Origin of the sequence: Paracoccus ferrooxidans, assembly GCF_029909815.1 — a bacterium.
GTDB lineage: Bacteria > Pseudomonadota > Alphaproteobacteria > Rhodobacterales > Rhodobacteraceae > Paracoccus > Paracoccus versutus.
In genome coordinates this window covers 584,259-610,562 of sequence record NZ_CP038201.1, presented here as the reverse complement: position 1 = coordinate 610,562, position 26,304 = coordinate 584,259, and the positions used below count along the sequence as shown (strand labels likewise).

The following is a 26,304-nucleotide window of genomic DNA, read 5'->3' as shown; positions in this document are numbered from 1 at the left end:
GAAGCCATGGCACGTAAGACTTCCCCCACCCAACGGGCCGTGGTCACTGTGGCGGCATGGACCATCGGCTTCCTGATCTTCCTGCCGATCCTGTGGACGGTGATCCTCAGCTTCAAGTCGGAAACCGATGCGATCCGCACGCCCTTGCAGGTGCTGTCGGCGCCCTGGACCACGGCCAGCTATGCCGAGGTGCAGGCCCGCTCGAACTACGGCGCGCATTTCATGAACTCGGTCATCATCTCGGTCGGCTCGACGGTGCTGGCGCTGATCGTCGCCATTCCGGCCGCCTGGGCCATGGCCTTCCAGCCCGGCCGGCGGACCAAGGACCTGCTGATGTGGATGCTGTCGACCAAGATGATGCCGGCCGTGGGCGTCTTGATCCCGATCTACCTGATGTTCCGCGACTTCGGCCTGCTGGATACGCGGATCGGGCTGACGGTGGTGATGACGCTGATCAACCTGCCGATCGTGGTCTGGATGCTCTACACCTATTTCCGCGAGATCCCGTCCGAGATCCTCGAGGCGGCACGGATGGACGGCGCCAGCCTTGGCAAGGAAATCCTTTACGTGCTGACGCCAATGGCGGTGCCCGGCATCGCCTCGACCTTGCTGCTGAACGTCATCCTGGCCTGGAACGAGGCGTTCTGGACCCTGCAGCTGACCACCTCGAAAGCGGCGCCGCTGACGGCCTTCATCGCCAGCTATTCCTCGCCCGAGGGGCTGTTCTACGCGAAACTTTCGGCGGCCTCGACCATGGCCATCGCCCCGATCCTGATCCTTGGCTGGTTCAGCCAGAAGCAACTGGTCCGCGGCCTGACATTCGGCGCGGTGAAGTGAGGTAAACCCAATGGGACAGATTACGCTCAACAAGGTCCGCAAGGCCTTCGGCGAGGCCGAGGTCATTCCCGGCATCGACCTGCAGATCAACCACGGCGAGTTCGTCGTCTTCGTCGGCCCCTCGGGCTGCGGCAAGTCCACGCTGCTGCGGCTGATCGCCGGGCTCGAGGACATCAGCTCCGGCCAGATCGTCATCGACGGGAAAGAGGCCAGCAACGCCCCTCCGGGCGAGCGCGGGCTGGCGATGGTGTTCCAGTCCTATGCGCTCTACCCGCATATGTCGGTCAGGAAGAACATCGCCTTTCCGCTGAAGATGGCCGGGATGCTGCCGGCCGAGCAGGACCGCCGCGTCGAGGATGCGGCGCGCATCCTGAACCTGTCGAACTATCTCGACCGCCGTCCGGGCCAGCTTTCCGGCGGCCAGCGCCAGCGCGTCGCCATCGGCCGCGCCATCGTGCGCGAACCGGCGGCATTTCTCTTTGACGAGCCGCTGTCGAACCTGGATGCCGCGCTGCGCGTGACCATGCGGCACGAGATCACCGAGCTGCACCAGAAGCTTAAGACGACGATGATCTACGTCACCCATGACCAGGTCGAGGCCATGACCATGGCCGACAAGATCGTCGTGCTGCACGCCGGACGCATCGAGCAGGTGGGCAGCCCGCTGGAACTCTACAACGCACCCGCGAACATCTTCGTCGCGGGCTTCATCGGCAGCCCCCGGATGAACTTCGTCACCGGCGCCGAGGCGGCGAAACACGGTGCCCATACCATCGGCATCCGCCCCGAGCACCTGGAGATCGCGGCCGAGGGCGGCTGGCAGGGCCGGGTGCATCTGGCCGAGCATCTGGGCTCGGACACCTTCCTCAAGGTGGACAGCCCCGAACTGGGCGAGCTGACCGTCCGCGTCAGCGGCGAACGCGGGCTGAATCCTGGCGACGAGGTTCGGCTGACACCCCGCCCCGACCGCATTTATCGTTTCTCTGAAGATGGAAGGTCCATGACATGAGACTGCAAGGCAAAACCGCCCTCATCACCGGTGCCGCGCGCGGCATCGGGCTGGAATTCGCCCGCGCCTATATCGCCGAGGGCGCCTGTGTCGCCCTGGCCGACATCAACGCCGATGCCGTGCGCGCCGCTGCCGAAAGCCTGGGGCCGCAGGCCATCGCGGTGCAGATGGATGTCACGAAACAGGACAGCATCGACGCCGGCTTCGCCGAGGTCGTGGCTCGGTTCGGCCATCTCGACATCCTCATCAACAACGCCGCGCTGTTCACCGCCGCCCCGGTCGAGGAAGTGACCCGCGCCGATTACGACCGCGTCATCGCCGTGAACATGACCGGGGCCTTCTTCTGCATGCAGGCGGCCGCGAAACACATGATCGCAGGCGGCAAGGGCGGCAAGATCATCAACATGGCCAGCCAGGCCGGGCGCCGCGGCGAACCCCTGGTGGCGGTCTATTGCGCCAGCAAGGCCGCCGTCATCAGCATGACGCAAAGCGCGGGCCTTGGCCTGATCCGCCACGGCATCAACGTCAACGCCATCGCCCCCGGCGTGGTGGACGGCGAGCATTGGGACATAGTGGACGAGCATTTCGCCCGTTTCGAGGGGCTGAAGCCCGGCGAGAAGAAGAAGCGGGTCGGGGCAGCCGTCCCCTTTGGCCGCATGGGCGTCGCCTCGGACCTGACCGGCATGGCGATCTTCCTGGCCACGCCTGAGGCCGATTACATCGTCGGGCAGACCTTCGGCGTCGACGGCGGCAACTGGCTGGCCTGAGCTTTAGCTTTCACCTGCGCGGTCCCGCCCGCCGGGGCCGCCCTCTCATCCGGGGTCCACATGCAAGCCATCGTCTTTCGCCAGGGCGGCCAAGTCGCCGTCGAAACCCTGCCCGATCCCGAACCCGGACCGGGCGAGGTGCTGATCGCCATCCGCGCCAGCGGCATCTGCCACACCGATATCGAGATCCTGCGGGGCAATTACGGCGCCTCGGCCTTTCCGCTGGTGCCGGGGCACGAATATGCCGGCGAGGTCGTCGCCCTGGGTGCTGACGTCGACGCCTTCTCTGTCGGCGATCTGGTCGTGGTCGATCCGAACATCGGTTGCGGTGATTGTCCCGGCTGTCGCGCCGGCCGCGTCAACCTGTGCGAGAATCTTGGTGCCTATGGTGTCACCCGCAACGGCGGCTTCGCCGAGCTTTGCGTGGTGCGGTCCGACGCGTTGGTGCGCGCGACCGGGATGGACCCTGCGCTTGCGGCCCTGGCCGAGCCGATGGGCTGCGTGCTGAACGGCCTGTCGCCCCTGGCCGGGCACCACGTTGACCGGGCGCTGGTCTTTGGCGCCGGACCCATCGGCATGCTGATGGGCATCGCCCTGCACCAGCGCGGGGCCGAGGTGGCGATGGTCGACCTGGACGAGAGCCGGCTGGCCATGGCGGCGGAGTTCGGCCTCGGCGCGCTGCCCCAGGGCTCGGCCGAACTGGATCGGCTGCGCCGCGGCTGCGACCTGGCGGTGGATGCGACCGGCGTGCCGGCGGTGGCGGCGGGCCTGCCGGGATACGCTGCGAACGGCGGCAACGTGCTGTATTTCGGCGTCTGCCCGCCCGCGGCGCGGATCGAGATTTCCCCCTTCGAGATCTTTCGCCGCCAGCTATCGCTTTTCGGCACGCATTCCCTGAACCGCAATATCGCCGAGGCGCTGGAGGTCATCCAGGCCTGCGGTCCGGGCCTGGGCAGGCTGATAACCCATCGCCTGCCGCTGCCCGAGATCGCCGGGGTTTTCCGGGCCGGCACGCCCAAGGGCGCCATGAAGGTGCTGATGGCGTGACCGGCAGGGATGCGATCGGGGTTTGTGATCGGTTCCGAAATGGTCCAGACCACGGGATGGGAAATCGGGCGGGATGATGGAATTGACGCAAACCCCTGGAGGCTACGAAGCCTTCCTGTTCGACATGGACGGCACGCTGCTGACCTCGATCCCGGCCGTCGAGCGGGTCTGGACCGGCTGGGCGCATCGCGTCGGCGCGCCGGTCGCCGAGGTTCTCGCCTATCTGCACGGCCGCCGCGCCGTCGATACCGTGCGCCATTTCGCCCCGCCGCATCTGCGGATCGCTGAGGAGGTTGCCTGGGTCGAGGCGCGCGAGATCGAGGATGTCGATGGGGTCGTCGCCATCGCAGGCGCCATCGACCTGCTCGCCTCGCTCGCGCCGGGGCGATGGGCCGTGGTGACTTCGGCAAGCCGCAGGCTGGCGCTGCGGCGGATGGCGGCCGCGGGGCTTCCGCTGCCCCGGATCATGGTCACTTCGGACGACGTGTCGCGCGGCAAGCCGGACCCCGAAGGCTATCGTCGGGGGGCCGCGCTTCTGGGCGTGGACATCGGCCGCTGCCTGGTTTTCGAGGACACGGAAGCCGGCCTGCTGGCCGGGCGGGCAGCGGGCGCCCAGGTCATCCGCATTGCCGGGCCCCATACCGTGCCCCAGGACGAAGAAGCGCCGACGATCATCGATTACGGCGGGCTTCGCGTCTTGTCCGGCGCCAGCGGCATGGTGCTGAGTTGGGCGACGGAACTTGTCGGACCCTAGGATTTCGCTCTCCAGCCGCTGGGCGGGGGCCATCGCGGTGCTTGGTCGTCACCGCCCCGGCACGTCGCGCTGGTCCAGGATCAGTTGAAGAAATGCCAGGTCGAGCCATTTGCCGAACTTGGCGCCGACCTGCTTCAGATGGCCCGCCTGCTCGAAGCCCAGCGTCTCGTGCAGCCGGATCGAGGCGGTATTGCCGGCCTCGATCCCGGCCACCATCACATGCTTGCCCAGGTCTCGCGCGCGCTCGATCAGCGCCAGCACGAGGGCGCGGCCGATCCCGGCGCCGCGCTGGTCGCCACGCACATAGACCGAATGCTCGACGGTATGGCGATAGCCGTCGAAGGCACGCCAGTCGCCGAAGGACGCATAGCCCAGGACCGCGCCATTTTCGTCCACCGCGACCAGCACCGGATAGCCGGCCCGGCGGCGGTCGGCCAGCCAGGCCATGCGGTTGGCGGCATCGACCTGCGTCTCGTTCCAGATCGCCGTCGTATGGGCGACGGCATCGTTGTAGATCGCGGTAATGCCGTCGATATGCTGGTCCTCTGCGTCGCGGATGTCCATTCCGGCCCTCTGCCTGTTCGCCATACCGGGGCACGATCCGCCAAAGCGGGCGCACCGTCAACGCGATCCCGGCGGGCTTTTTTTTCGGTGTCGCGAAGGTGGCGCGGCAATCTCCATGGCGATCCCGGGGATGGGCAGCCCCTGGGCAGGCCGCCGACCTGCAAAGCCCGTCACCGGCCAGGCTCACTGCGCAGGGGCCGCACGAACGCATCGGGTTTTCGAAGCCGGATCGGCCCAGCCTCTCATCCTTCCATCGCCCTTTCGAGTGCCGCGAAGATCCGCGCATCTCCAAGCTGCGCGACGTTGAAGCGCAGGAACGCGCTTGCGGATTGCGAGACGCTGAACACGTTTCCCGGCGCAAGGACGACGTTCTCCTCCAGGCAGCGCCGGGCGATGGCGGTGGAATCCCGGCCCTCGGGCAGCCGGCACCACAGGTAGAAGCCGCCGCGCGGCATGATCCAGGGAACCAGGCCAAGCGGCCGCAGCCGGTCCTCCGCCTCCTTCCGGGCCCGCGTCAGCCGCTGGCGCAGCTCGTCCATATGCTTGCGATAGCTGCCGCCAGCCAGAACGCCTGCGATCACCTCCGCCGCCACTGGGCTGGGGCCGCCGAAGCTGGTCGCGACCTGCAGGTCGGCCAGCCCTTCGATCCAGTCCGGCCGGGCGGCGATATAGCCGCAGCGCAGCGAGGCCGAGAGCGTCTTCGAGAAGCTGCCGATCCTGATGACCCGGTTCAGCCCGTCGAGGATCGCAAGGCGCGGCGACAGGGCGGGCTCGAAATCCGCGAAGATGTCGTCCTCGACGATGGTCAGCCCGTGGGCCGTCGCCGCGCTCAGCACCCGATGCGCGGTCTGAGGCGAAAGGCTGGCGCCGGTCGGGTTGTGCAGCGCCGAATTGGTGATGTAGAGCCGCGGGTTTTCCTCGGCGAGGGCGCGCTCGAAGGCGGCGATGTCCGGGCCGGTGGGGGTGAAGGGGATGCCGATGACCCGCACCTGATGGGCGCGCAGCAGCGCCTGGAAATTGAAATAGCAGGGATCGTCGACCAGAACGGTATCCTCGGGCCGCAGCAGCAGGCGGCAGATCAGGTCGATGGCCTGCGTCCCCGAACCCGTCAGCATGACCTGATCCATCGTGGCGGCGATGCCCTCGTCGGCGAACCGGCCCAGCAGCAGGCGCCGCAGGGCCGGCGCGCCGCGGGTGCCGCCATAATCGGAAAGCAGGGCGTCCTCGGCCCGCGCCAGGGCCCGCAAGCCTTTCCGCAGCGCGGCATGGGGCATCCAACCGGCAGGCAGCCAGCCGCAGCCCGGCTTCAGCACCGCGGGGTCGGCATCGAGCGATTGCCGCGAGACCCAGAACGGATCGACGGCGCGGTCGCGCGGCGGCCCCATTTCGGCCAGCGCCATCGGCGGCAGGTCCGCGCCGGTGACATAGAAGCCCGAGCCGCGCCTGGCGCGGATGATGCCCTCCGCTGCCAGCCGGTCATAGGCCTCGACCACGGTCGAGGGCGATACGCCCATGGTTCTCGCGAAGCCCCGGACCGAGGGCAGGCGGTCGCCGGGGCCGAGCGCCCGGTTCGCGATCTTGGCGCGGACGGCATTCATCAGCGCCTGCGTGCGCGTGGTTGCCTGGTTGTCGATCATCGCGCCTTCTCCCGCTGTATGGGCCACTTCACCCATACGGATTGTCAAAACTGTAATGTATTGTTCCTGTCCGGGCCAGAGCCGGATCGCTATTGCCGGGGCAGTAAAGCGAGGACGCATATGGAACGTGGAACGGCAGGTTGGGGCAGCGGCCTTCTGGGCGTCATCATCTTCAGCGGGTCGCTGCCGGCCACCCGCGTCGCCGTGGCGGATTTCTCGCCGATGTTCCTGACCTCGGCCCGCGCGGTGATCGCCGCGCTGCTGGGGGCGGCTTGCCTGTTGGCGCTGCGCCAGCCCCGGCCCGAGCGCCGCGACCTGCTGTCCCTGGCGCTGGTCGCCTTCGGCGTCGTGCTGGGCTTTCCGCTGCTAACCGCGCTGGCGCTGCAGCACATCACCGCGGCGCATTCCATCGTCTTCGTCGGGCTGCTGCCGCTGGCGACCGCCATCTTCGGCGTGCTGCGCGGGGGCGAGCGGCCCGCGCCGGCCTTCTGGGTCTTTGCGGTGGCCGGCGCGGCTGCGGTTGCCGGCTTCGCCCTGCATGGCAGCGAGGGCGGGACGCTGGCCGGCGACCTGCTGATGATCGCCGCGATCCTGGCCTGCGGGCTGGGCTATGCCGAAGGCGCCGCGCTGTCGCGCCGGCTCGGCGGCTGGCAGGTCATCTCCTGGGCCTTGCTGCTGTCCCTGCCGGCCATGGCGGCGATCAGCCTGTTCACCTTGCCCCCTGCATGGTCCCTGATCACCATGCCCGCCTGGCTCGGGCTTGGCTATGTCTCGGTCTTCAGCATGATGGTCGGCTTCATCTTCTGGTATCGCGGCCTCGCGCTTGGCGGCATTGCCGGGGTCGGGCAGTTGCAGCTTCTGCAACCCTTCTTCGGCTTCCTGCTGGCGGCGATCCTGCTGGGCGAGCCCATCGCCTGGACCATGATCGCATCCGCCGTCATCGTCGTCCTCTGCGTCGCCGGGGCCAAGCGATACGCATGAGGCCCGGACATGGCCCTCGTCATTCCCGAGACCTCTGCGGCAAAGACCGATCATGATCCGGCATGGATGGCGAAACCGCAGGCATCACCAGGCCGGCGGTATGCGGCCTGCGTGGCTGGCGGGACGAGCTTGCCACCGCAAGGCCCCGCGCGGCTTGGCCGTTGCGTCATGGCCGGGCGCGGGGTAGGAGGGATGCAGCCAAGCCGTCCAGCACAGCCACCCCGAAACCTTTGTGGTGCCGCGCGACGATGGAACCGACCTTCTCTTTCGACAAGCTCTATCTCGGCCAGCGGGGCCGGCTGCAACGCCTGGTGCTGCGCGTGACCGGGCAGCGGGCGACGGCCGAGGATGTCGTGCATGACGCCTTCCTGCGGCTGCTGAACATGCCCCAAGGCCATGTGATCGCGCAGGACGCCTGGCTGGCCCGCGTCGCGCGCAATTTGGCGCTGAACCACATGCGCCATGAACGCCAGGGGGTCGTCGTGGATGCCCCGCCCGGCGGTGTCGAAACCATCACCTCGGACACGCCCTCGGCCGAGATGGTGCTGGTCTGCCGCGAAAGCCTGCGCCGTGTCATGCAGGCGATCCTGGCGCTGCCGCCGCGGCGGCGCGAGATCTTCGTGCTGCATCGGTTCGGAGAGCTGACCTATGACGAGATCGCCGCGCGGCTTGGCATTTCGCGCAATACCGTCATGGTGCAGATCGTGAACGCCCTTGCCGACCTGCGCCGCGAACTCGGCCGCGATTTTTTCCGGCAAGGATGATGCGCCAGCGACGCCGGGGTGCCATAGAGGCAGGAACGCGTTTCAGGATCCGTGCATGCTGAAGGACGAGGACCCCCCCGAGCTGCGCAAGGCGCTGGAATGGCTGGTGCGGCTGAACGACGACCGCGCGCCGCCCGACCTGGAGCGCCGGTTCCAGGCATGGCTGGCGGCCTCGGCCAGGAACCGTGCCGCCTGGGACGAGGCAAATGCGCTCTGGGCCGGGATGGAGCCGGTCAAGGCAGAGTTCGACACCCTGCGCCGCCGCGACCGGGCCATCAGCCGCCGCCGCCTGATCGGCGGGCTGGCGGGCCTTGCCGTCGCCGGCGCCGGCGGCTGGCATGTCTCGCGTCCCTGGTTCCGGGCCGATCACGTCACCGATGCCGGAGAGGTGCGCGACATCGCGCTTGCGGATGGCTCGCTGGTCAATCTCGGCAGCCGCTCGGCTCTCTCGGTCGACCTGGGGCCCGAGCGGCGGCTGGTCCGGCTGCTGCGGGGCGAGGGGTTCTTTGCCGTGGCGCCCGACCCGCGGCCCTTCGCGGTCCGGGCCCTGGGCGGAGAGGTGGCGGCATTGGGAACGCGGTTCAACGTCTGCCTGCAGGGCGGCCGCGTCGACGTCGCGGTGGCGGAGCACGCGGTTTCGCTGAAGCTGCCGGGCCTGCCTGCGGTGGAACTGGGCCAGGGCTGGCAATCCAGCTATGGCCGCGACTACATCGCGCCGCCGATGCAGGCAGAGCCGGACAGCATCGGCGCCTGGCGGCAGGGGCGGATGATCTTTCGCAACACCCCCCTGGGCGAGGTGCTGGCCGAGATCGCGCGCTGGCGCGGCGGCAGCATCTCGGCCTGGGGCAGCGGGGTGGCGGCGGTCCCGGTCACGGCGATCTTCGACACGAACGCGCCAGATGCGGCGCTGGAAACCATCGTCCAGACCCTGGACCTGCGCATGGTCAACCTGCCCGGCGGGATCACCCTCATCCGCGGCGGATGATTTTTTTCACCGCCGCCTTAATGACCTTTCCGTTCCCAGGTGTCTGCCATGCGAGGGCCGAAGAAAGCCGGTCATGGCACATGCAAGAGGGACAAGGATGGAACGGACACGCAAGGGGTTGCCGGGATTTCGGCTGGGGATCGCCACCGCGATGCTGCTGGCATCGACGGCGCTAGCCATGCCGCTGACGGCGCCGGCGGCGGCGGCGCAGGAAACGGCCGGGACAGGCAGCTTCGCCTTCCCCGCCCAGCCGCTTTCTGCGGCGCTGGTCCGCTTCGGCCAGGCCAGCGGCTTGCAGATCTTCTTCGACGAGCGCGTGGTCGCCGGCCGCCGCAGCCCCGGCGTCAGCGGCAGCATGACCGCCGAGGCCGCGCTGGCCCGGCTTCTGGCGGGCACCGGGCTCGGCTATCGGTTCAACAATCCCCGGACGGTCAGCATCCTGGCGCAAACACCCGCGGCACCGGCGGCGGCCGAGCCCGGCTCGATCCTGCTGGACACCGTCGTCATCCAGGGCGAGGGCATGGGAAGCTGGGACGTTCCGCCGGCCTATGCGGGCGGGCAGGTCGCCTCGGGCGGCGCGCTTGGCATCCTTGGCAATACCGGCGTGATGGACACGCCGTTCAACCAGACCAGCTATACCAGCAAGCTGATCCAGGACCAGCAGGCCGCGACGGTCGCCGACGTGCTGGACAACGAACCCTCGGTGCGTCGCGCCACCCCGGCCTATGGCTCGGCCGAGAACGTGAAGATCCGCGGCTTCGACATGAACGTGGGCGAGGCGGCGATCAACGGGCTCTATGGCCTTGCCCCGCTGTCGGGCAGCCTTCCGGTCGAATTCGTCGAGCGCGTCGAAGTCCTGAAGGGCCCGAATGCGCTGCTAAGCGGGATCACCCCGTCGGGCCAGGTCGGCGGCGGCATCAACCTGGTCATGAAACGCGCGGGGGACGAACCCCTTGCGCGGCTGACCATGGGGCTCGATTCGGATTCGTCCCTGCGCGCGCATGTGGATGTGGGCTGGCGCTTTGGCGCGCAAAGGCAATGGGGCCTGCGCATCAACGGCAGCTATCGCAGCGGCGAAACCTTCATCGACGGCCAGTCGCGCAAGGTTCCGGTGGGCGCAGTCGGTCTCGACTATCGGGGAGGGCGCTTCCGCGCTTCGCTCGACGCCTATCACCTGCAGGAAAAGACCGAGGGCGGGATCGCCTTCTACGCCTCTCCGGCGGCCGGCCTGACCGAGATGCCCGCCGCGCCCTCCGGCAGCACCAACATCTATCCGGGGATCCGGTCGGACTACACCACCCAGGGCGCCGTCCTGCAGGCCGAACTGGACATTGCCGACGGCGTCACCGCCTATTCCAGGCTGGGGGTGCAGCGTTTCCGGCAAAGCGGCTTCTTCGGCGGCATCGCCATCGCGCTGGCCCAGAACGGCGACACCGCCGTCAACGTCACCGACTGGCCCTATGAATCGGATGGCAGCTCGGCCGAGGTCGGGGTGCGCGGCGCATTCTCTACCGGCGGGGTCGAGCATCGCTTTGCCGTCAGCGCCGCGCGGCAGAATCGCGAGCTGGCATCCAGCGTCACCTTTGCCCGCAACCCGACCAACATCTACGATCCGCTGCCGATCACCCTCTGGCCGGACCCCGCAGGCGCGCTGCTGAAGACCGCCGAATCGACGATGACCAGCCTGGCCTTCGTCGATACCATGTCCCTGTTCGACGACCGCGCGCTGCTGACGCTGGGCATCCGCCACCAGAAGGTCCGGTCCGACAGCTACGACACCGCCACCGGGCTTGTCGCCAGCAGCTACGATTCCAGCGCCTGGACGCCGATGGTCGGGCTGGTGGTCAAGCCCAGCGAACATCTGTCCTTCTACGGCAGCTATATCGAGGGCCTGTCGCCCGGCACCATCGTCGATGCCGCCTACCAGAACGCCGGGCAGGTCTTTGCCCCCTACAAGACCCGCCAGGTCGAGATCGGCGCCAAGCTGGAGACCGGCGGCTTCATCAACACCGTCAGCCTGTTCCAGGTCGAAAAGCCGGGCACCCTGGTCGATTACGCCACGGCGCCGCTGCCCACGCTGCGCGAGAACGGCGAGCAGCGCAATCGCGGCATCGAATGGGCCATCATGGGCGAGATCGCGCCGGAACTCCGCGCGCTTGGAGGCGTGAGCTATACGCAGGCCCGCCTGACCAGGACGCAGGACGGCGCCCATGACGGAAACCATGCGCCCGGCGCCGCGCCCCTGGCGGTCAACCTTGGCCTGGAATGGGATACCCCCTGGGTGCAGGGGCTGACGCTCAGCGGGCGGCTGATCCACACCTCGTCGCAATATGTCGACAACGCCAATGCCATCAGGATCCCGGACTGGACGCGGGTCGATCTGGGCATGCGCTATGAGACGGTCCTGGGCGGCAGGAAGGTCTCGGTGAACGGCGGGGTGAAGAACCTCTTCGACCAGAGCTACTGGGCGGGCGCCAATGCAAGCAATGTGGTGGCGCTTGGCGCGCCGCGAACCTTCCAGCTTTCCGCCTCGGTGGATTTCTAGGGCAGGGTCGGGCTGTTCGCCATCGGCCCTTGCGCCGGTGCGCCGGCTGGGCAAACGGGGCAAAGCCATGCCGCTGTCCTCGGACGGCGGCGTCCGGGCGCGGGGCATTGACCGGCATCTTCCGGCAAAGCCGCCCGTCGCCGCGCCGGGGGATGCCGAGGGCAGGAGGCGCTGCACCTCGCCGCTGTTCCATCGCGTGCCCGTGGGGGCCGAGATGTGCGGCCCCTGTCCGACGCCGGACCTGGCCACCTTCTTCGTGGCGGTGCAGCATCCGGGCGATGGCGGCGAGGATTGGGAGGGCCACGGCCGCCCGTCCTATTACGAGGACCTGTCCACCCGCTGGCCGGATTTCCGCGACGCCATGCCGGGGCGCCCGGCGGTGGTGGCGATCACGAAACAGGGCGGCGGCCGGATCGGTTGACCGAGGGCCGGAAAGCAAAAGGGGACGGTTCGCCGCCCCCTTTTCGTGTCGTGCCTGCGTCAGTGCGTGACGCCGCTGCCGCCGGTCACGGCGATGTTGTAGGGCTTGCCTTCGACCGGCACGGTGCCGCGCTCCGTCAGGTCCTCGGTCGCGATGCGGCGCACCAGGCCGGCGTTGGGGTCGGTGACGACGATTTCATCCCCGGCCATGGCGAGGCGCGGGCGCGGGTCGTTCCAATGCCCGTCCATCGAATAGGGCTCCGTCACCTTGGCGCTGGCCGCGATCTCGGCCTTCAGCAGGTCGATGCGGTGCAGGCTGCCGTCCTCGGTCAGCACGTAGCCGGTCGAGGGCCTGGCCGGGTCGAGCGCGAAATCCACCCGGCGGAAAGGCAGCTTGACGTAGCGGTAATGCGGCTCGTCCACCGGGTCGATGACCACCAGCCCGTCCGGGCCGTAATTGCCCAGGAAGACCTGGATGCCGGTCGAGCCCAGCAGCGTGCCGGTGGTCACGCCCTGCGGCAGGTCGGCGGGATAGGGCAGCAGCTTGTATTCCGGGCCGCTCGCGCCGGCCTTGACGGTCAGCACGCCCTCCTTGCAGCCGGCGGCCAGATAGGCGCCCGAGAAGGCCTCGCCATGGATCGCGGTGCAGGTGGCCAAATCGCCGGCCGGATTGCCCTCGGCGTCAAAGGCCTGCAGGCCCAGGCGCGGCACCGAGGCGTCGCCCTCGACCTTCTCGTCCGAGGCGACGGTGGAGAGCCAGCTGTCGCCCAGGGGCGCGACGAAGCCGTGATGGGCGCGGGCCTGCGGGAACTTGACCGGCTCGACCTTGCCCTCGGCCAGCGCGCCGCCCTCCAGGATCTCGGCATAGCCGCCCTGGTCGTAGTTCAGCACCACCTTGCCGTCGTGCTCGACCAGGTGGAACGGGCGCGGCCCGGTCAGGCTGGCGTCGATGGCCGCGGGATCGGCCACCTCGATGTCGCGGTGGTCGCCGTGGTCGTGGAACGAGATGCCGCTGCGGATGAACTGCACCGTATCGGCATCGGACTGCACCGCGGCCACCACCGCGCCACCTGCGACCGGGAACAGCTTGACCTGGCCGGTGGTCGGGAAGGTCCAGCGGTGATCGGGTTCGGACAGGTCGAACGCCGTGACCTGGCCCTTTTCGTGATCGCCGACGAAGACGCGGTAAAGCGTGACGTCGCCATGGTCGTGGTCATGGTCCTGCGCGAAAGCCGCGCCGGCCAGGATCAGCGCCAGGGCGCTAGCACCCGCGAGATGTCTGAGCATGGATGGTCTCCTTGGATGGTGGATCGGGATGAAGGCTCCGGGACGGGGCAATGGCTGGTCCCGGCGGAAATCTGGTCAGCGGGCGGCCAGCGCCGCGGCGATGGCGCTGGCATTGTGGCGCATCATCGCGATGTAGTCGGGCGCCGGGCCGTCCGGGCCGGACAGCGCGTCGGAATAGAGCGTGCCTGCCAGCGGCAGTCCGGCCTCGCGCGCGATCTGCTCCAGCAGCCTCGTGTCGCTGATGTTCTCGGCGAAGATGGCTGCGGCGTTGCGGTCGCGGATCGCGCGGATCAGCCCCGCGACATCGGCCGCAGCGGCCTCGGATTCGGTCGAGACGCCCTGCGGCGACAGGAAATGCACGCCATAGGCGGCCTCGAAATAGCGGAAGGCGTTGTGGGCGACCACCACGGTGCGGCGGTCCGTGGGCAGGGCGGCGACGGCGCTGCGGATTTCGGTATCGAGGGCGTCCAGTTCGCCGATATAGCGGGCCGCATTTGCCTGATAGGCGGCGCAGCCTTCGGAATCGGCCGCGCAGAAGGCTGCGGCGATGTTCTGCACATAGACCTTGGCATTCGGCACCGATTGCCAGGCATGGGGATCATGCGCGCCGGCATGGAAGACCGCCTTGCCGTCGATATAGTGGTAATGGCCGCCGCCCGGCTCCTCCATCGTCTCGACCCCGTCGGTCAGGGTGGCGACGGCGGCATCGGTTCCGCTGGCGGCGATCAGGCGGGTCAGGAAACCCTCGAATTCCAGCCCGTTGGTCAGCACCACATCCGCCCCGGCCAGCGCGATGGCATCCGCCGGTCGTGGCTCATGAACATGCGTGTCGGAATCCGGGCCGACCAGCACTTTCAGCCTGATCCGGTCACCGCCGACCTCTGCCGCGAAATCGCCGATGATCGAGAAGGTGGCGACCACGTCCAGCGGTTCCGCCTGTGCAGCCGCAACGGACGAAAGCGCAATGGCCGAACAGGCAGCAATGCGGAAGAGCCAGTCTTTCATGGGATATCCTTTCATGGCGTCAGGCCGTCCGGTGGTGGCGGCGGGGCAGGAGCGGGCGCAGCGCGCCGCGCGGCCCGGCCAGAAGCGAGACGAGATAGACCACCCCGGCCGAGAGGATGATCGCCGGACCCGAGGGCAGGCTGGCGTGATAGGACAGCAGGAGCCCGCCCAGCGATGAGACGATGCCGATCCCGACCGAGGCGGCGCACATCGCGACGGCATCGTTCACCCAGAACCGCGCCGCAGCGCCGGGCAGGATCATCAGCCCGACCGACAGCAGCGTGCCGAGCGCCTGGAACCCGGCGACCAGGTTCAGCACCACCAGCCCCAGGAAGACGAAATGCACCACGCCCCCCTGGCCCGAGACCGAACGCAGATACAGCGGGTCGAGGCATTCCGCCACCAGCGCCCGCCACAGCAGCACCGTGGTCGCCAGCGTGACGGCGGCGACCAGCCCGATCAGCCACAGCGCATCGTCGTTCAGCGCCAGCACCGTGCCGAACAGCACATGCATCAGATCGACGCTGGAGCCGCGCAGCGAGACCATGACGACCCCGATGGCCAGCGAAACCAGATAGAAGGCCGCCATCGAGGCATCCTCCCTCTGCACCGTCAGCCGTGCCACGGCGCCGGCCCCAAGCGCCACGATGGCCCCGGCGATCAGTCCGCCGATGGTCATCGGCACGATCTCCAGCCCGTAAAGCAGGAAGCCCGCCGCCGCGCCCGGCAGGATGGCGTGGGACATGGCGTCGCCGGTCAGGCTCATCCGGCGCAGCATCAGGAAGACGCCGACCGGGCAGGCCGACAGCGACAGCAGCAGCGCCCCCGCCAGCGCCCGCTGCATGAAGGCGAATTCGAGGAAAGGCGCCACGACCCAGTCGACCATCACGCCACGCCTCTGGCCGGGGCGGGGGACGGCTCGCACCAGGGGGCGTCGTCGTCCCAGGCTTCCTGGAACTGCCGGGCGCGTTGCATGTTCTCGGGCGTCACCACCTCGGCGCTTGGCCCCCAGGCGATGGGGCGGCGGGCAAGCAGCAGGGCCTGCGGGAAATGCGCCCGCACCAGGTCGAGGTCATGGACGACCACGACCACGGTGCGGCCTTCGCCATGCCAATGCAGGATCAGGCCGATCAGGTCGCGGATGGTCTTTTCGTCGATGGCGTTGAAGGGCTCGTCGAGCAGGATCAGATCGGCATCCTGCACCAGCAGCCGGGCGAACAGGGCGCGCTGCAACTGCCCGCCCGACAGGCTGTCGATGGGACGCCGCCCGAACCCGTCCAGCCCCACGGCGCGCAGCGCATCCGCGACGGCGCCGCGATCCTCGGCCCGGTGCCGCCCCAGAAGGCCGCGCTTGTGCCACAGGCCAAGCGCGACCAGGTCCATCACCCGCGCCGGAAAACTGCGGTCCAGTTCGGATTGTTGCGGCAGGTAGGCCAGGCTGGTCCGCGCCGCGACCCGGCAAGTGCCGCTCATCGGCGCCAGCAGGCCGGTGATGCATTTGATCAGCGTCGACTTGCCCGACCCGTTCGGCCCGACCACGGCCAGCAGCGCGCCGCGCGGCACCTGGCCGGTCAGGTGATGGACGGCGGCGTGGCTGCCATAGCCGACCGTCAGATCCTCGAAGGTGATACAGGCATCGGCCGTGCGGGGGTTCATTTCAGGCGGCTCCGGGCGTCGCTGCATAACAGACTCGAGTTTATGTGATGTTATTACATCACGAAAAGAGAAGGGCAAGAGAGGCCGTCGCGCGTCCCGGCGTCCGAAAACGGCGGCTGAGGCCGGAACGCGGGCGGGATGCCGGCAAGGACATGCCGACGCGCCAGTTTTGTGATTTGTCGAAACGGCGCCCGCGGCCTAAAGCCTGCCGCCATGCGCTGTTTGCGGCTTGCCTTGCTGTCCCTGCTGTCGGTCCTTTCCCTTGGAAAGGCCGAGGCGCATCCGCATGTCTTCATCGACACCGGGCTGACGTTCCGCTTCGACGGCGAGGGCAGGCTGGGTGCCGTCAGCGTCGTCTGGGCCTTCGACGATTTCTCGTCGATGCTGATGGTCGAGGATATGGAGATGGACAAGGACGGCGACGGCGTGCTGACGGATGACGAGATCGCCTGCCTCACCGCCATGTTCAGCGACTGGCCCGAGGATTTCGCCGGCGACCTTTACCTGACCCGCGACGGCATGCCGGTCGCGCTGTCGGGTCCGCTGGACGTTGCCGTCCGCTATCAGCAGGGTAGGATCGTCGTGACCCATATCCGCGCGCTTCTGGACCGGATCCGACCCGAGGATGAGCGGATCGAGGTGCAGGTCTATGACCCGACCTATTACACCTTCTACGATCTGGTCGGGACGCTAGAAATCAGGGGCCGGGACGACTGCCGCGTCCAGATCGAAAAGGCCGACATCGCCGCCGCGCAACGCAAATATGGCGACGAACTAGCCAAGCTGACCAATGACGAGATCATGGATCAGGGCAAATACCCCGATGTGGGCGGCGATTTCGCCGACGACATGAGGCTGGAATGCGCAAGGCCGTCCTGATCGCCCTGCTTGCGCTGGCGGTGGTGGCCGGGCTGGTTCTCTGGACCGGGCTGGACGACCGCGTCGCCCGCATGGCCCTGGGCTGGCAGCGCGACTACCAGAACGCGCTGGCGCGGGCCTTGCGCGCCCTGCGGGGCGGCGAGGCCGGGGCGGTCACGGCATTCCTGGGCATCTGCTTCGCCTATGGCTTCCTGCATGCGCTGGGGCCGGGCCACGGCAAGGCGCTGATCGGCGCCTACGGGGTCGCGACCGACGTGCCGATGAGACGCATGGTCGGCTTGGCCGCGATAACCAGCCTTGCGCAGGCGACGGTCGCGGTGGCCGTGGTCTATACGGGCGTCTGGATCTTCGGCGGCGCGCGCGATCGCGTCGAGGGCGCTTCCGCCAGTCTCGAGCCGTTCTCGGCCGCGGCCATCGCCCTGCTGGGGGTGATCCTGTGCTGGCGCGGCTTCCGCCGGCTGGCCGCAGGCCGGCACCGGCATGGCCACACGCATTCCGAAACCTGCGGCTGCGGCCATGCCCATGTCCCCGATGTGCAGGAGGTTCGGGCAATCCGGTCCTGGCGCGAAGCCGCGGCGCTGGTCGCCGGGGTGGCCCTGCGGCCCTGCACCGGGGCGCTGTTCCTGCTGATCCTGACCTGGCGGCTCGATCTGGATGCCGTCGGGATCGCCGGCGCCTATGTCATGGGGATCGGCACCATGATGGTGACGGGCCTTGCCGCGGTCATCGCAGTCGCCCTGCGCCGCGGGGTGCAGGTCTCGCTGCCGTCCCTCAGCCGCGCTTCGGTCATTGCCAGCCTGGTCGAGATCGCCTTCGGCGGCCTGGTGGCGATCTTCGCCTTCGCGACGGCGTTTCGCCTGGTCCAGGCGCCCTTCTGATCCGATCCTGGCGCGGCTACCCGACCGGACCAGCCGGGATGCCTTCCCCAGGGGTCGGCTTCGGTATCCGGCGATACCTGCCGTAGTGGCAGAAACATTTCATCGAAGAAGAGAGCGCCAAAGCGAATTGCCAACGCCGTTCTTGTCCTTGCGCTCGTTGGAGGATGCACGACACGCGGCCTCGAAACCTATTTCATGGATGAAAACGAGGGACGGGAGCGGTTGGCAGTCGAGGCCCTAGCGACGGCATATGCCCTGTCGCTCTATCTGAACGGCATGGTTCCGCACCCCTAGGTGAAGCTCCGCCCGTCGCTGCCGCGTGTCGAGGTGGTCCCGGCATGGCGGGAACCACCAAAAGGATCGATGCGGCATCGGGCGATGATCTTCCCGATTTGGCCGGCTTCGGCGCAGTCCATTGCAGAGGCTATGCTCCGAACCCCGGACATGTAGGATGTCCGGGGATTGTCTCATCGGCTTACGCCGGGACGATCCTGCCGGGCAGGCTGTTGACCCGCATCGTTTCGTCGGGGCGGAAATGGATGACCGAGCGGATCGACTCGCCCGCGTGCAGCAGGTCGAAGGCGGTGTTGATCTGCTCATGCGTCATGTTGTGGGTGATATAGGGATCGACGTCGAAATCGCCACGCAGCCATTCGTCCACCATGCCGGGCAACTGGCTGCGCCCGCGCACCCCGCCAAAGGCCGAGCCGCGCCAGACCCGGCCCGTCACCAGCTGGAACGGACGGGTGGCGATCTCTTCGCCCGCGCCTGCGACCCCGATCACCGTGCACTCGCCCCAGCCCTTGTGGCAGCATTCCAGCGCCGAGCGCATGACGTTCACGTTGCCGATGCATTCGAAGGCATAATCCACCCCGCCGTTGGTCATGTCGATGACGACCTGGTGGATCGGCTGCTGGAACTCCTTGGGGTCGATGCATTCGGTCGCGCCCAGGCCGCGGGCCAGCGGGAATTTGCTGGGGTTGGTGTCGATGCCGATGATGCGGCCGGCGCCCACCATCTTCGCCCCCTGGATCACCGCCATGCCGACCGCGCCCAGGCCGAAGACCGCGACGGTCGAACCCGGCTCGACCTTGGCGGTGTTCCTGACTGCGCCCATGCCGGTCGGAATGGCGCAGCCCATGACGCTGGCCTTGGCCAGGGGCGCCTCGGTCGAGATCCTGGCCACCGAGATCTCGGGCAGCACCGTATATTCGCTGAAGGTGCTGGTGCCCATGTAGTGATGGATCATCTTGCCCTTATGGGAGAAACGTGAAGTGCCGTCGGGCATCACGCCGCGGCCCTGTGTCTCGCGGATGGTCTGGCACAGGTTGGTCTTGCCCGACTTGATATAGGGGCAGTCGGGATCCTCGGGGATGTAAAGCGGGATGACATGGTCGCCCGGCTTGACCGAGGTGACGCCGCGGCCGATTTCCTCGACGATGCCGACGCCCTCGTGGCCCAGGATGGCGGGGAACAGCCCCTCGGGATCCTTGCCCGACAGGGTGAACATGTCGGTATGGCACAGGCTGGTGGTGACGATGCGGACCAGGACCTCGCCGTCCCTGGGGCCTTCAAGGTCGATTTCCTCGATCTCCAGCGGGCGGTTCGGTTCCCAGGCGATGGCGGCGCGGGTCTTCATGGCGATACTCCTCGGCTTGCATCCAGTGAAGTAATGTTATTACGTTGCGGATATTGCAGGAACCTGCCCGGCCGGTCGATTTCGGACAGGGTTGCCGATGTTCAGGCCAGGGGGCGGGAAGCGAATGACAAGGCAGGGGCCAGCCGCGCCCGGCAGGGACAGCCACCGGGTGCATGTCGTCATCTATCCCGGCTTCAAGTCGATGGAGGCGGTCGGGCCGGTCAATGTGCTCAGCTATGCCAACCGCCACCTGGCCGCGCGGGGCGATCCGCGCCGCTATGACATCGTGCTGGCTGCGCGCCAGCCCGGCATGGTGCCCTCGGACACGCTGATCTCGCTGGAGGCGGGGCCGCTGCCGGAAGGTCCGCTGGCCACGGTCATGGTCGCCGGGGCGCTCGACATCCAGGCGGCGCTGGCGCGGGAAGCCGGGTTGGTGGAGTGGTGCCGCAGGCGGGCCTTCGAGGCGGAACGCTTCGCGGCGCTCTGCTCGGGGTCGTTCTTCCTGGCCGCGGCGGGGGTTCTGGACGGACGGTGCGCAGCGACGCATTGGAGCGTGGCCGAGCTGTTGCAGAGCCGCTTTCCCAAGGTCCGCGTGGATGCCGACGCGATCTTCGTGCAGGACGGCAGCCTGTGGACCTCGGCCGGTGTCACGGCGGCGATCGACCTGGCGCTGGCCTTTGTCGAGCAGGATTTCGGCCGCGATCTGGCGCTGGCGGTGGCGCGCGACCTGGTGATCTATCTCAAGCGGCCGGGCGGGCAGTCGCAGTTCAGCGCCGCCCTGACCAGCCAGATGCGCGGCCCGCCGGGGATGCGTGACATCCAGGCGTGGCTGCTGGCCAACCTGGACCGGCCCCTGCGTATCCCCGACATGGCCGCCCGCGCCGGGATGAGCCCGCGCAACTTCACCCGCCTGTTCGCCGCCGAACTGGGCACGACCCCGGCCAGCTATCTGGAAGGCGTGCGTTGCGAGCGGGCAAAGGCGCTGCTTCTGGACTGCGACCTGCCGCTGAAGGCCATCGCCTTTCGCTGCGGCTTCACCTCGGACGAGCAATTGCGCAAGGCCTTCCTGCGCCGCTTTTCGCTGACGCCGCGCGACTATCGCGACCGCTTCAGGACAACGCTGACGGTCCGATAGGTGCAATGCCGGGCCGGGCGGCTTACCGCTGCGACAATCTCACTGTGCTTGCCGGCCAGGGGTCGTCGAAGGGCTCGCCCGCCTTCCAGGCCGCGATCTCCTCAGGGGTGCAGAAGCAATCCCTCACCGCATCGGCGAACGCCGCAAGCTCGTCGCGGTCGCTGATCACGGTCAGCCGGCAGCGCCGGTCGCCGAATTCGGGCGACAGGCCTGCAAGGCGCCGGCGCATCTCGTCGCGTTCCTCGGGCAGCAGGTTCAGGCTGTTGTCCTCAAGCGCGGCGATTTTCCAGTAGTTGACGATCTCCAGCCCGATGCTGCCCGCCGTCTGGTTCCACAGCAGTTGCAGCCGGTCGCGCGTCGGCAGCCAGAAGAAGCCCTTGCTGCGGTGGATGCCGGTGCCGAGGGCGTGGTTATAGACCTGCCACAGCCTTTGCGGGTGAAAGGGGCGGGGGTCCGCGATCACGATGCTGTCGATGCGATAATCCTCGGCCCCGGACATCGAGGCGGTGCCGCGGCTGCGGTCCCAGTCGGTCAGTTCCGCCCCCAGGGCGGCGACGCGCGCATGGTCATAGGGCGGCAGGGCCAGCACATCGGCCAGCCGGACATTGCCCCATTGCATCCCCATGATGTCGGCGAAGGGGTTGAGCGGATGGATCGCCTGCGCGACAGTGCGCAGCGTCTCGCCGGACACCCGGTCCATCTCGCTCAGCAGGATGCGGCTGGCGAACATGATCTGCTCGGCCAGCAGGTTCTCGATCCCGCGCCGGCCCCCGGCCAGTTGGCGCGAGGCGGCGGGCAGGATGGCGCGGCCCAGGTCGTGGTCCTGCGCCAGCGTCGCCGTGTCCACCACCGACAGGAAGCCGTGCAGCCGCAGGGCGGGATGCGCGCGGATCGCCTCGAGAAGCGGCCAAGGATGGCTGCTGCCCGAGGTTTCGATCAGGATATGGGTGGCGTCCCCCTGCGCGGTCACCTTGTCCACGGCGCGGACGAACTGCTCCAGCCCCTGCGCGCCGCTGATGCTGCCGGCCGGAATGGCGGCAAAGCGCGGGTCGCGGCGCGAGATCGCATTGCTGGTGTCGAGGATTGCGCCATCGACGTCGAGTTTGCTCATCGCGTTGACGATGACGCCTGGCCGGACGCCCGGCATGCTGCGGGCCTGCACCAGCAGGCTCTGCATGAGCGTAGCCTTTCCGGCCCCGAGAAAACCGTTCAGGATCGTGACCGGAGCCTGCGGCATGGTGTTGCCCTGAATGAAAGCGGGTCAACCGGCGGGGCGCTTGCCTGCGGCCTCGCGCGATGGAAACTTCTGGGCATGGAAGAGGGGTCGTCTTCCAGCGCCACGATCCGCCCGGTTGCATGCAGGATGCCGCATCTCATGCGGATACAGAGTCGATGTTTATCAGTGTGTTGAAAGATATTAGTCATGCAGATTCTCATGATGAATTGGGCGAGGCATGCGCGGGTTTTTAGAGCCAGCGCCCGGCTATCCGACGGTCATCAGGCTGGGCGCATGGGCCTCGGTCGTGGCGGCATTGTGACGGCCGGGATCAGCCCGTCGGCGCCGATTTCGAGGCCAGACGGCTGCCTTCCTCGACCTGTCCGACGCTGGGGCGGGTGGAAAAGAACGACATTGCAGGCCCCGGCGATTCTGGCTATTTGAGTAACGTAATAACATTACATTTACGAGGATGCCATGCCGACCAGCCAGCAAACGCGCGACAAACGCCTGCCCGTCACCGTCCTGTCCGGCTTTCTGGGTGCGGGAAAGACCACGCTTCTGAACCACGTCCTGAACAATCGCGAGGGCCGCCGCGTCGCCGTCATCGTCAACGACATGTCCGAGGTGAACATCGACGCCGACCTGGTGCGCGACGGCGCCGAACTGAACCGGGCCGAGGAAAAGCTGGTCGAGATGACCAATGGCTGCATCTGCTGCACCTTGCGCGACGACCTGCTGCAAGGGGTGCGCAAGCTGGCCGAGGAGGGCCGCTTCGATTATCTGCTGATCGAGGGCACCGGCATCGCCGAGCCTCTGCCCGTCGCTGCGACCTTCGATTTCCGGGACGAGAACGGCGACAGCCTGTCGGATGTCGCGCGGCTGGACACCATGGTCACGGTCGTCGATGCGATCAACCTGACCAACGACTTCGCCAGCGACGATTTCATTGCCGAACGCGGCGAAAGCCTGGGCGACGCGGATGAGCGGACGCTGGTCAACCTGCTGACCGACCAGATCGAATTCGCCGATGTGATCGTGCTGAACAAGGCGACGGACGCGGGACCCGAGCGGCTGGACCGGGCGCGCAAGATCGTGCGGGCGCTGAACCCGGACGCGACGCTCATTGAGACGGATTTCGGCCGTGTCGATGCCGATGCGATCTTCGACACCGGCCTGTTCGATTTCGACCGCGCGCATCTGCATCCGATGTGGGCGAAAGAGCTTTACGGTTTCGAGGATCATGTGCCGGAGACTGAAGAATACGGCATTTCTTCCTTCGTCTATCGCGCGCGGCGGCCGTTTCACCCGCGCAGGATCCACGACCTTTTCAACGGCGACCTGCCCGGCGTGATCCGCGCCAAGGGGCATTTCTGGATCGCGAGCCGCCCGAACTGGGCGGTGGAGTTCAGCCTGGCCGGCGTCGTCTCTTCGGTTACGCCTCTGGGTGGCTGGTGGGCCTCGGTGCCGCGCGAACGCTGGCCGACGCATCCCGACAGCCTCGCCGAGGTGGCGAGGAACTGGCAGGAACCCTGGGGCGACCGCCGGCAGGAGCTGGTGTTCATCGGCGCGGGCATGGACCCTGCGGCGATCACCCAGGCCCTGGACGATGCCCTGGTCGAGGCCTGGGACTTCACGCCCGAAGCCTGGGCGAGGCTGCCCGATCCCTTTCCGCAATGGGGCCAGCGTCGCGTGGCCTGAGCGCGGCAAGGGCGGGGGCTGGGATGCCCCCTCAGAAGCGGACCAGAGGAGAAGCAGCCGCATGACCAAGACCGATACCGCAATCCCGCAAGCTCCAGGCCCCGATGCCGCCGAGGCGCGGGAAATCCGCGAATCCGACAGCGGGCTGGTGCTGCAGCAGGTGGCGCAGCCGGGGGTGGGCGCCGCGATCTGGCGGCGCCGCCTCTCTCCCGCTTTCGCCGAATGGATCGAGGGCATTCCGGTCGGCCAACTGCCGGCCCTGCGCGCCCTGGTGGATTTCCGCGCGGCCGAGAACTGCATCCACGCCGCCTGCGACTGCTCCTGCCTGCCTGCCGGGACGATGCGAGACCTGCTGGCCAGCGACATCGGGGCGCTGGCGCTGGTCTTTGCCCAGGTCGTGCGCAACCCGCTGATGCATATCCGCTTCGAGGCGGTGACGACGGATGCCTGTCGCCGATTCCATGTCGACCAGATGCCCGCGCGGCTGCTTTGCACCTATCGGGGGCCGGGGACGCAATTCGGGCTGGAGGATGCCAGTGGCCAGGTCGCGCCGGCCGGCGAGATGCGCGCGGGCGAGGCCGCGATCCTGCGCGGCGGGCTGTGGCCCGGCATGGAGGTCACGCGGCTGCTGCACCGTTCCCCGCCCATCGCCGGAACCGGGCAGGTGCGGCTGTTCCTGGCGCTCGATCCCGCCACGGAGCCACCCGAGGCGCGGAGGCTGCACTGATGCGCGGCAACCTTGCCACCTCGCTGCGCCGCCGCCGCAGGCCCTGTCCGATCAAGCAATACGACCGCCTGCCGCCCGAGCTGCGCCGCTGGCTGGCGCAGGCGGCGCTGCCCTGGAGCCCGGCTTCCGCCCTGCGCCTGTGGCAGAAGCTTCTGGGCGAGACCGCGGGCAATGCCGAGGCCGTCTGCCGACGTCTCGACCTGATCGAGGCGCGGATGCTGATGCGGGACGCGCCGCGGATATGGGGCTTCCCGCCGCCCGCCGCCGCGCAGACGGCCGGGGGTGAAAGCGCCCTCCCGCGCGGGTGAATTGCCTTGCCATTCGCCTGCGCAAAAGGGCCGTGGGGCTGTCCCGCCTGATCGCCGGACTTTCCGGCTGCGCGGCCGTGGCGGCTGCCGCGCAGCCGCATGGCTTCGTGGATGCGTCCCTGACCCTGCGCCTCGATGACCGGGGACGCCCTGGGTGGCCGAGGTCAGCTGGATCTATGACGCGCCCAATACCCTGCTGATCCTGGCCGATCTGGGGCGGGATACGGATGGCGATCACGGGCCGAGCGCGGTCGAGCCCCCCAGGTCTCCCGCCGATGGCCCCAAGGTTTCGACGGGGATCCGTATCTGTCCCGCGACGGCCTGCCGCTTGCCCCGTCCGAACCGCTGCAGCGGTGGCTGGACTCGCGGCGGCCGCCTGATCAGCACGCTCTTTGCGACTCGCCCGACCTGGCGGATGGGGCAATGTCCGTCAGGATGGATGATCCGGGTCACTACACGGCCTATCGACTGTCCTCTCCCAAGGATGTCGGACGGAAGGCCTGCAAGGTCCGAGTATAGCGGGCTGACAGCAAGGCAGGGCACCGTCGCGATGCCGACCAGCCGACGCTGCTGGATGCGTTGGTCGCGATGGGATGGAAGACCACGTCGCTTGTCGGGGCTGCCTTCGCCGACGAATGGACGCGGTCCTGCGCGCAGCGGCCCTGGGCTTCGTTCGGGGGGGGATGGCTGGGATCGCGGGCGCGCGTCGGCAGTCGGACGACAGGTTCGGCAGGTCGGGGATCATGCGCGTGCCTCCTTCGCGGCAAGTTCGGGGAACCAGCGGCGGCCCAGCCACAGGGCGGCGTTGACCAGCAGGATCGGCACCGGCACCTCGACCAGCGGGCCGATCCCGGACATTCCCCGCGCGACGCATCCGCCGCGCATCCTGCTGCTCTACGGCTCGCTGCGCGAACGCTCCTGCAGCCGCTTCGCCACGCTGGAGGCCGAGCGCCTGCTGCGGCATTTCGGCTGCGAGACGCGGGTGTTCCACGCCAACGGCCTGCCGCTGCCCGAGGATGCCGAACCGTCGCATCCCAAGGTGCAGGAGCTGCGCGACCTGTGCCTGTGGTCCGAGGGCCAGGTCTGGACCAGCCCGGAACGCCACGGCGCGATGACCGGGGTGATGAAGGCGCAGATCGACTGGATTCCGCTGTCGATGGGGGCGATCCGTCCGACGCAGGGCCGCACGCTGGCGGTGATGCAGGTCTCGGGCGGCTCGCAAAGCTTCAACGCGGTGAACCAGATGCGCGTGCTCGGCCGCTGGATGCGGATGCTGACGATCCCGAACCAGTCCTCGGTCGCCAGGGCATGGCAGGAGTTCGACGAGGCCGGGCGCATGCGGCCGTCGAGCTATTACGACCGCATCGTCGACGTGATGGAGGAACTGGTGAAGTTCACCCTGCTGACCCGCGACCTCTCGGCCTTCCTGACCGACCGCTACAGCGAGCGCAAGGAAGCGACCGCAAAGCTGGAAGAGCGGGTGAACCTGAAGGCCGCGACGTGAGGCCGGACATGCCCTTGCCGTGGTGGTGGGGGTATCCCGGCCGGGCCATGAGCCAGGGG

At 68.1% G+C, this 26,304-nt stretch carries 24 protein-coding genes and 1 pseudogene; 17 read left to right on the top strand and 8 right to left on the bottom strand.

All coding sequences use genetic code 11. The annotated features are described in order from the left end of the window. The first annotated feature begins 6 nt into the window (after positions 1-6). From E3U26_RS16040 to E3U26_RS16020, 5 genes are all read left to right on the top strand, one after another. Positions 7-837, top strand: a complete 831-nt coding sequence (locus E3U26_RS16040; protein WP_072463458.1) for a carbohydrate ABC transporter permease — start codon at positions 7-9, stop codon at positions 835-837. A gap of 10 nt (positions 838-847) precedes the next feature. Beyond that, entirely contained in the window at positions 848-1,846 is a 999-nt protein-coding gene (locus tag E3U26_RS16035) for an ABC transporter ATP-binding protein (RefSeq protein WP_499105990.1), read from the top strand. Then, a complete protein-coding gene (locus E3U26_RS16030) occupies positions 1,843-2,613 on the top strand; it encodes a sugar alcohol dehydrogenase (RefSeq protein WP_499105989.1) in 771 nt (256 codons plus the stop codon). Before E3U26_RS16035 ends, E3U26_RS16030 begins: the two co-directional genes overlap by 4 nt. 60 nt (positions 2,614-2,673) lie before the next feature. Continuing rightward, on the top strand, positions 2,674-3,660 hold the full coding sequence (locus tag E3U26_RS16025; protein ID WP_499105987.1) for a zinc-dependent alcohol dehydrogenase family protein: 987 nt from the start codon (positions 2,674-2,676) through the stop codon (positions 3,658-3,660). A 73-nt stretch (positions 3,661-3,733) separates the two neighbouring features. Next, entirely contained in the window at positions 3,734-4,414 is a 681-nt protein-coding gene (locus E3U26_RS16020) for an HAD-IA family hydrolase (protein ID WP_499105986.1), read from the top strand. Between the two features lie 48 nt (positions 4,415-4,462). Here E3U26_RS16020 and E3U26_RS16015 read toward each other — a convergent pair whose 3' ends face one another. Together E3U26_RS16015 and E3U26_RS16010 are read right to left on the bottom strand one after the other, a co-directional pair. Then, positions 4,463-4,978, bottom strand: coding sequence for a GNAT family N-acetyltransferase (locus tag E3U26_RS16015; RefSeq protein WP_499105985.1), 516 nt, complete (start codon positions 4,976-4,978; stop codon positions 4,463-4,465). 242 nt (positions 4,979-5,220) lie between these two features. Continuing rightward, positions 5,221-6,615 (bottom strand): aminotransferase-like domain-containing protein, encoded by a 1,395-nt coding sequence (locus E3U26_RS16010; protein WP_499105984.1) that lies wholly within the window; start codon positions 6,613-6,615, stop codon positions 5,221-5,223. A gap of 120 nt (positions 6,616-6,735) precedes the next feature. Between E3U26_RS16010 and E3U26_RS16005 the strand changes: the two genes are divergently transcribed. The 5 genes and pseudogenes from E3U26_RS16005 to E3U26_RS15985 form a co-directional block, all read left to right on the top strand. Next, positions 6,736-7,596 carry a DMT family transporter gene (locus tag E3U26_RS16005; RefSeq protein WP_499105983.1) on the top strand — a complete coding sequence of 287 codons (861 nt, stop codon included), beginning with the start codon at positions 6,736-6,738 and terminating at the stop codon, positions 7,594-7,596. A 248-nt stretch (positions 7,597-7,844) separates the two neighbouring features. Further along, entirely contained in the window at positions 7,845-8,360 is a 516-nt protein-coding gene (locus E3U26_RS16000) for an RNA polymerase sigma factor (protein ID WP_036755545.1), read from the top strand. Between the two features lie 55 nt (positions 8,361-8,415). Next, on the top strand, positions 8,416-9,345 hold the full coding sequence (locus E3U26_RS15995) for a FecR family protein (RefSeq protein ID WP_499105982.1): 930 nt from the start codon (positions 8,416-8,418) through the stop codon (positions 9,343-9,345). Between the two features lie 97 nt (positions 9,346-9,442). Further along, the gene (locus tag E3U26_RS15990; protein WP_499105980.1) at positions 9,443-11,890 is read left to right on the top strand and encodes a TonB-dependent siderophore receptor; all 2,448 of its coding nucleotides are present in this window, start codon (positions 9,443-9,445) and stop codon (positions 11,888-11,890) included. A gap of 151 nt (positions 11,891-12,041) precedes the next feature. Further along, positions 12,042-12,311, top strand: a pseudogene (locus tag E3U26_RS15985) (alkaline phosphatase PhoX); the annotation flags it as partial. A gap of 59 nt (positions 12,312-12,370) precedes the next feature. Here E3U26_RS15985 and aztD read toward each other — a convergent pair. The 4 genes from aztD to aztA all read right to left on the bottom strand — a co-directional run bounded on the left by aztD (position 12,371) and on the right by aztA (position 16,258). Beyond that, positions 12,371-13,597 (bottom strand): zinc metallochaperone AztD, encoded by a 1,227-nt coding sequence (aztD, locus tag E3U26_RS15980; RefSeq protein WP_499105979.1) that lies wholly within the window; start codon positions 13,595-13,597, stop codon positions 12,371-12,373. A gap of 75 nt (positions 13,598-13,672) precedes the next feature. Then, a complete protein-coding gene (gene aztC / locus E3U26_RS15975) occupies positions 13,673-14,602 on the bottom strand; it encodes a TroA family protein (RefSeq protein WP_499105978.1) in 930 nt (309 codons plus the stop codon). Positions 14,603-14,621: 19 nt separating this feature from the next. Beyond that, complete coding sequence (aztB, locus tag E3U26_RS15970) at positions 14,622-15,488, bottom strand: ABC transporter permease family protein (protein WP_499105977.1); 867 nt, start codon at positions 15,486-15,488, stop codon at positions 14,622-14,624. Continuing rightward, entirely contained in the window at positions 15,488-16,258 is a 771-nt protein-coding gene (aztA, locus tag E3U26_RS15965; protein ID WP_499105976.1) for a metal ABC transporter ATP-binding protein, read from the bottom strand. Before aztA ends, aztB begins: the two co-directional genes overlap by 1 nt. Positions 16,259-16,471: 213 nt before the next feature. Between aztA and E3U26_RS15960 the strand changes: the two genes are divergently transcribed. Then, positions 16,472-17,137 (top strand): DUF1007 family protein, encoded by a 666-nt coding sequence (locus tag E3U26_RS15960; protein WP_499105975.1) that lies wholly within the window; start codon positions 16,472-16,474, stop codon positions 17,135-17,137. Further along, positions 17,119-18,015, top strand: coding sequence for a nickel/cobalt transporter (locus tag E3U26_RS15955; RefSeq protein ID WP_499105974.1), 897 nt, complete (start codon positions 17,119-17,121; stop codon positions 18,013-18,015). Before E3U26_RS15960 ends, E3U26_RS15955 begins: the two co-directional genes overlap by 19 nt. 475 nt (positions 18,016-18,490) lie before the next feature. Here the strand turns inward: E3U26_RS15955 and E3U26_RS15950 are convergent, their stop codons facing one another. Next, on the bottom strand, positions 18,491-19,654 hold the full coding sequence (locus tag E3U26_RS15950; RefSeq protein ID WP_499105973.1) for an S-(hydroxymethyl)glutathione dehydrogenase/class III alcohol dehydrogenase: 1,164 nt from the start codon (positions 19,652-19,654) through the stop codon (positions 18,491-18,493). 124 nt (positions 19,655-19,778) lie between these two features. Between E3U26_RS15950 and E3U26_RS15945 the strand changes: the two genes are divergently transcribed. Beyond that, positions 19,779-20,789 carry a GlxA family transcriptional regulator gene (locus E3U26_RS15945; RefSeq protein ID WP_499105972.1) on the top strand — a complete coding sequence of 337 codons (1,011 nt, stop codon included), beginning with the start codon at positions 19,779-19,781 and terminating at the stop codon, positions 20,787-20,789. A 22-nt stretch (positions 20,790-20,811) separates the two neighbouring features. Here the strand turns inward: E3U26_RS15945 and E3U26_RS15940 are convergent, their stop codons facing one another. Further along, complete coding sequence (locus E3U26_RS15940) at positions 20,812-21,966, bottom strand: CobW family GTP-binding protein (protein WP_499105971.1); 1,155 nt, start codon at positions 21,964-21,966, stop codon at positions 20,812-20,814. Positions 21,967-22,482: 516 nt separating this feature from the next. On the opposite strand from E3U26_RS15940, the gene E3U26_RS15935 reads away from it, so the two are divergent. From E3U26_RS15935 to arsH, 4 genes are all read left to right on the top strand, one after another. Beyond that, a complete protein-coding gene (locus tag E3U26_RS15935; protein ID WP_036755570.1) occupies positions 22,483-23,706 on the top strand; it encodes a GTP-binding protein in 1,224 nt (407 codons plus the stop codon). A gap of 61 nt (positions 23,707-23,767) precedes the next feature. After that, positions 23,768-24,433 (top strand): DUF1826 domain-containing protein, encoded by a 666-nt coding sequence (locus E3U26_RS15930; protein WP_499105970.1) that lies wholly within the window; start codon positions 23,768-23,770, stop codon positions 24,431-24,433. Continuing rightward, on the top strand, positions 24,433-24,741 hold the full coding sequence (locus E3U26_RS15925; RefSeq protein ID WP_072463476.1) for a DUF6525 family protein: 309 nt from the start codon (positions 24,433-24,435) through the stop codon (positions 24,739-24,741). Before E3U26_RS15930 ends, E3U26_RS15925 begins: the two co-directional genes overlap by 1 nt. 805 nt (positions 24,742-25,546) lie before the next feature. Beyond that, on the top strand, positions 25,547-26,245 hold the full coding sequence (gene arsH, locus E3U26_RS15920) for an NADPH-dependent FMN reductase family protein (RefSeq protein ID WP_499105969.1): 699 nt from the start codon (positions 25,547-25,549) through the stop codon (positions 26,243-26,245). The last annotated feature ends 59 nt before the right edge of the window (positions 26,246-26,304 follow it).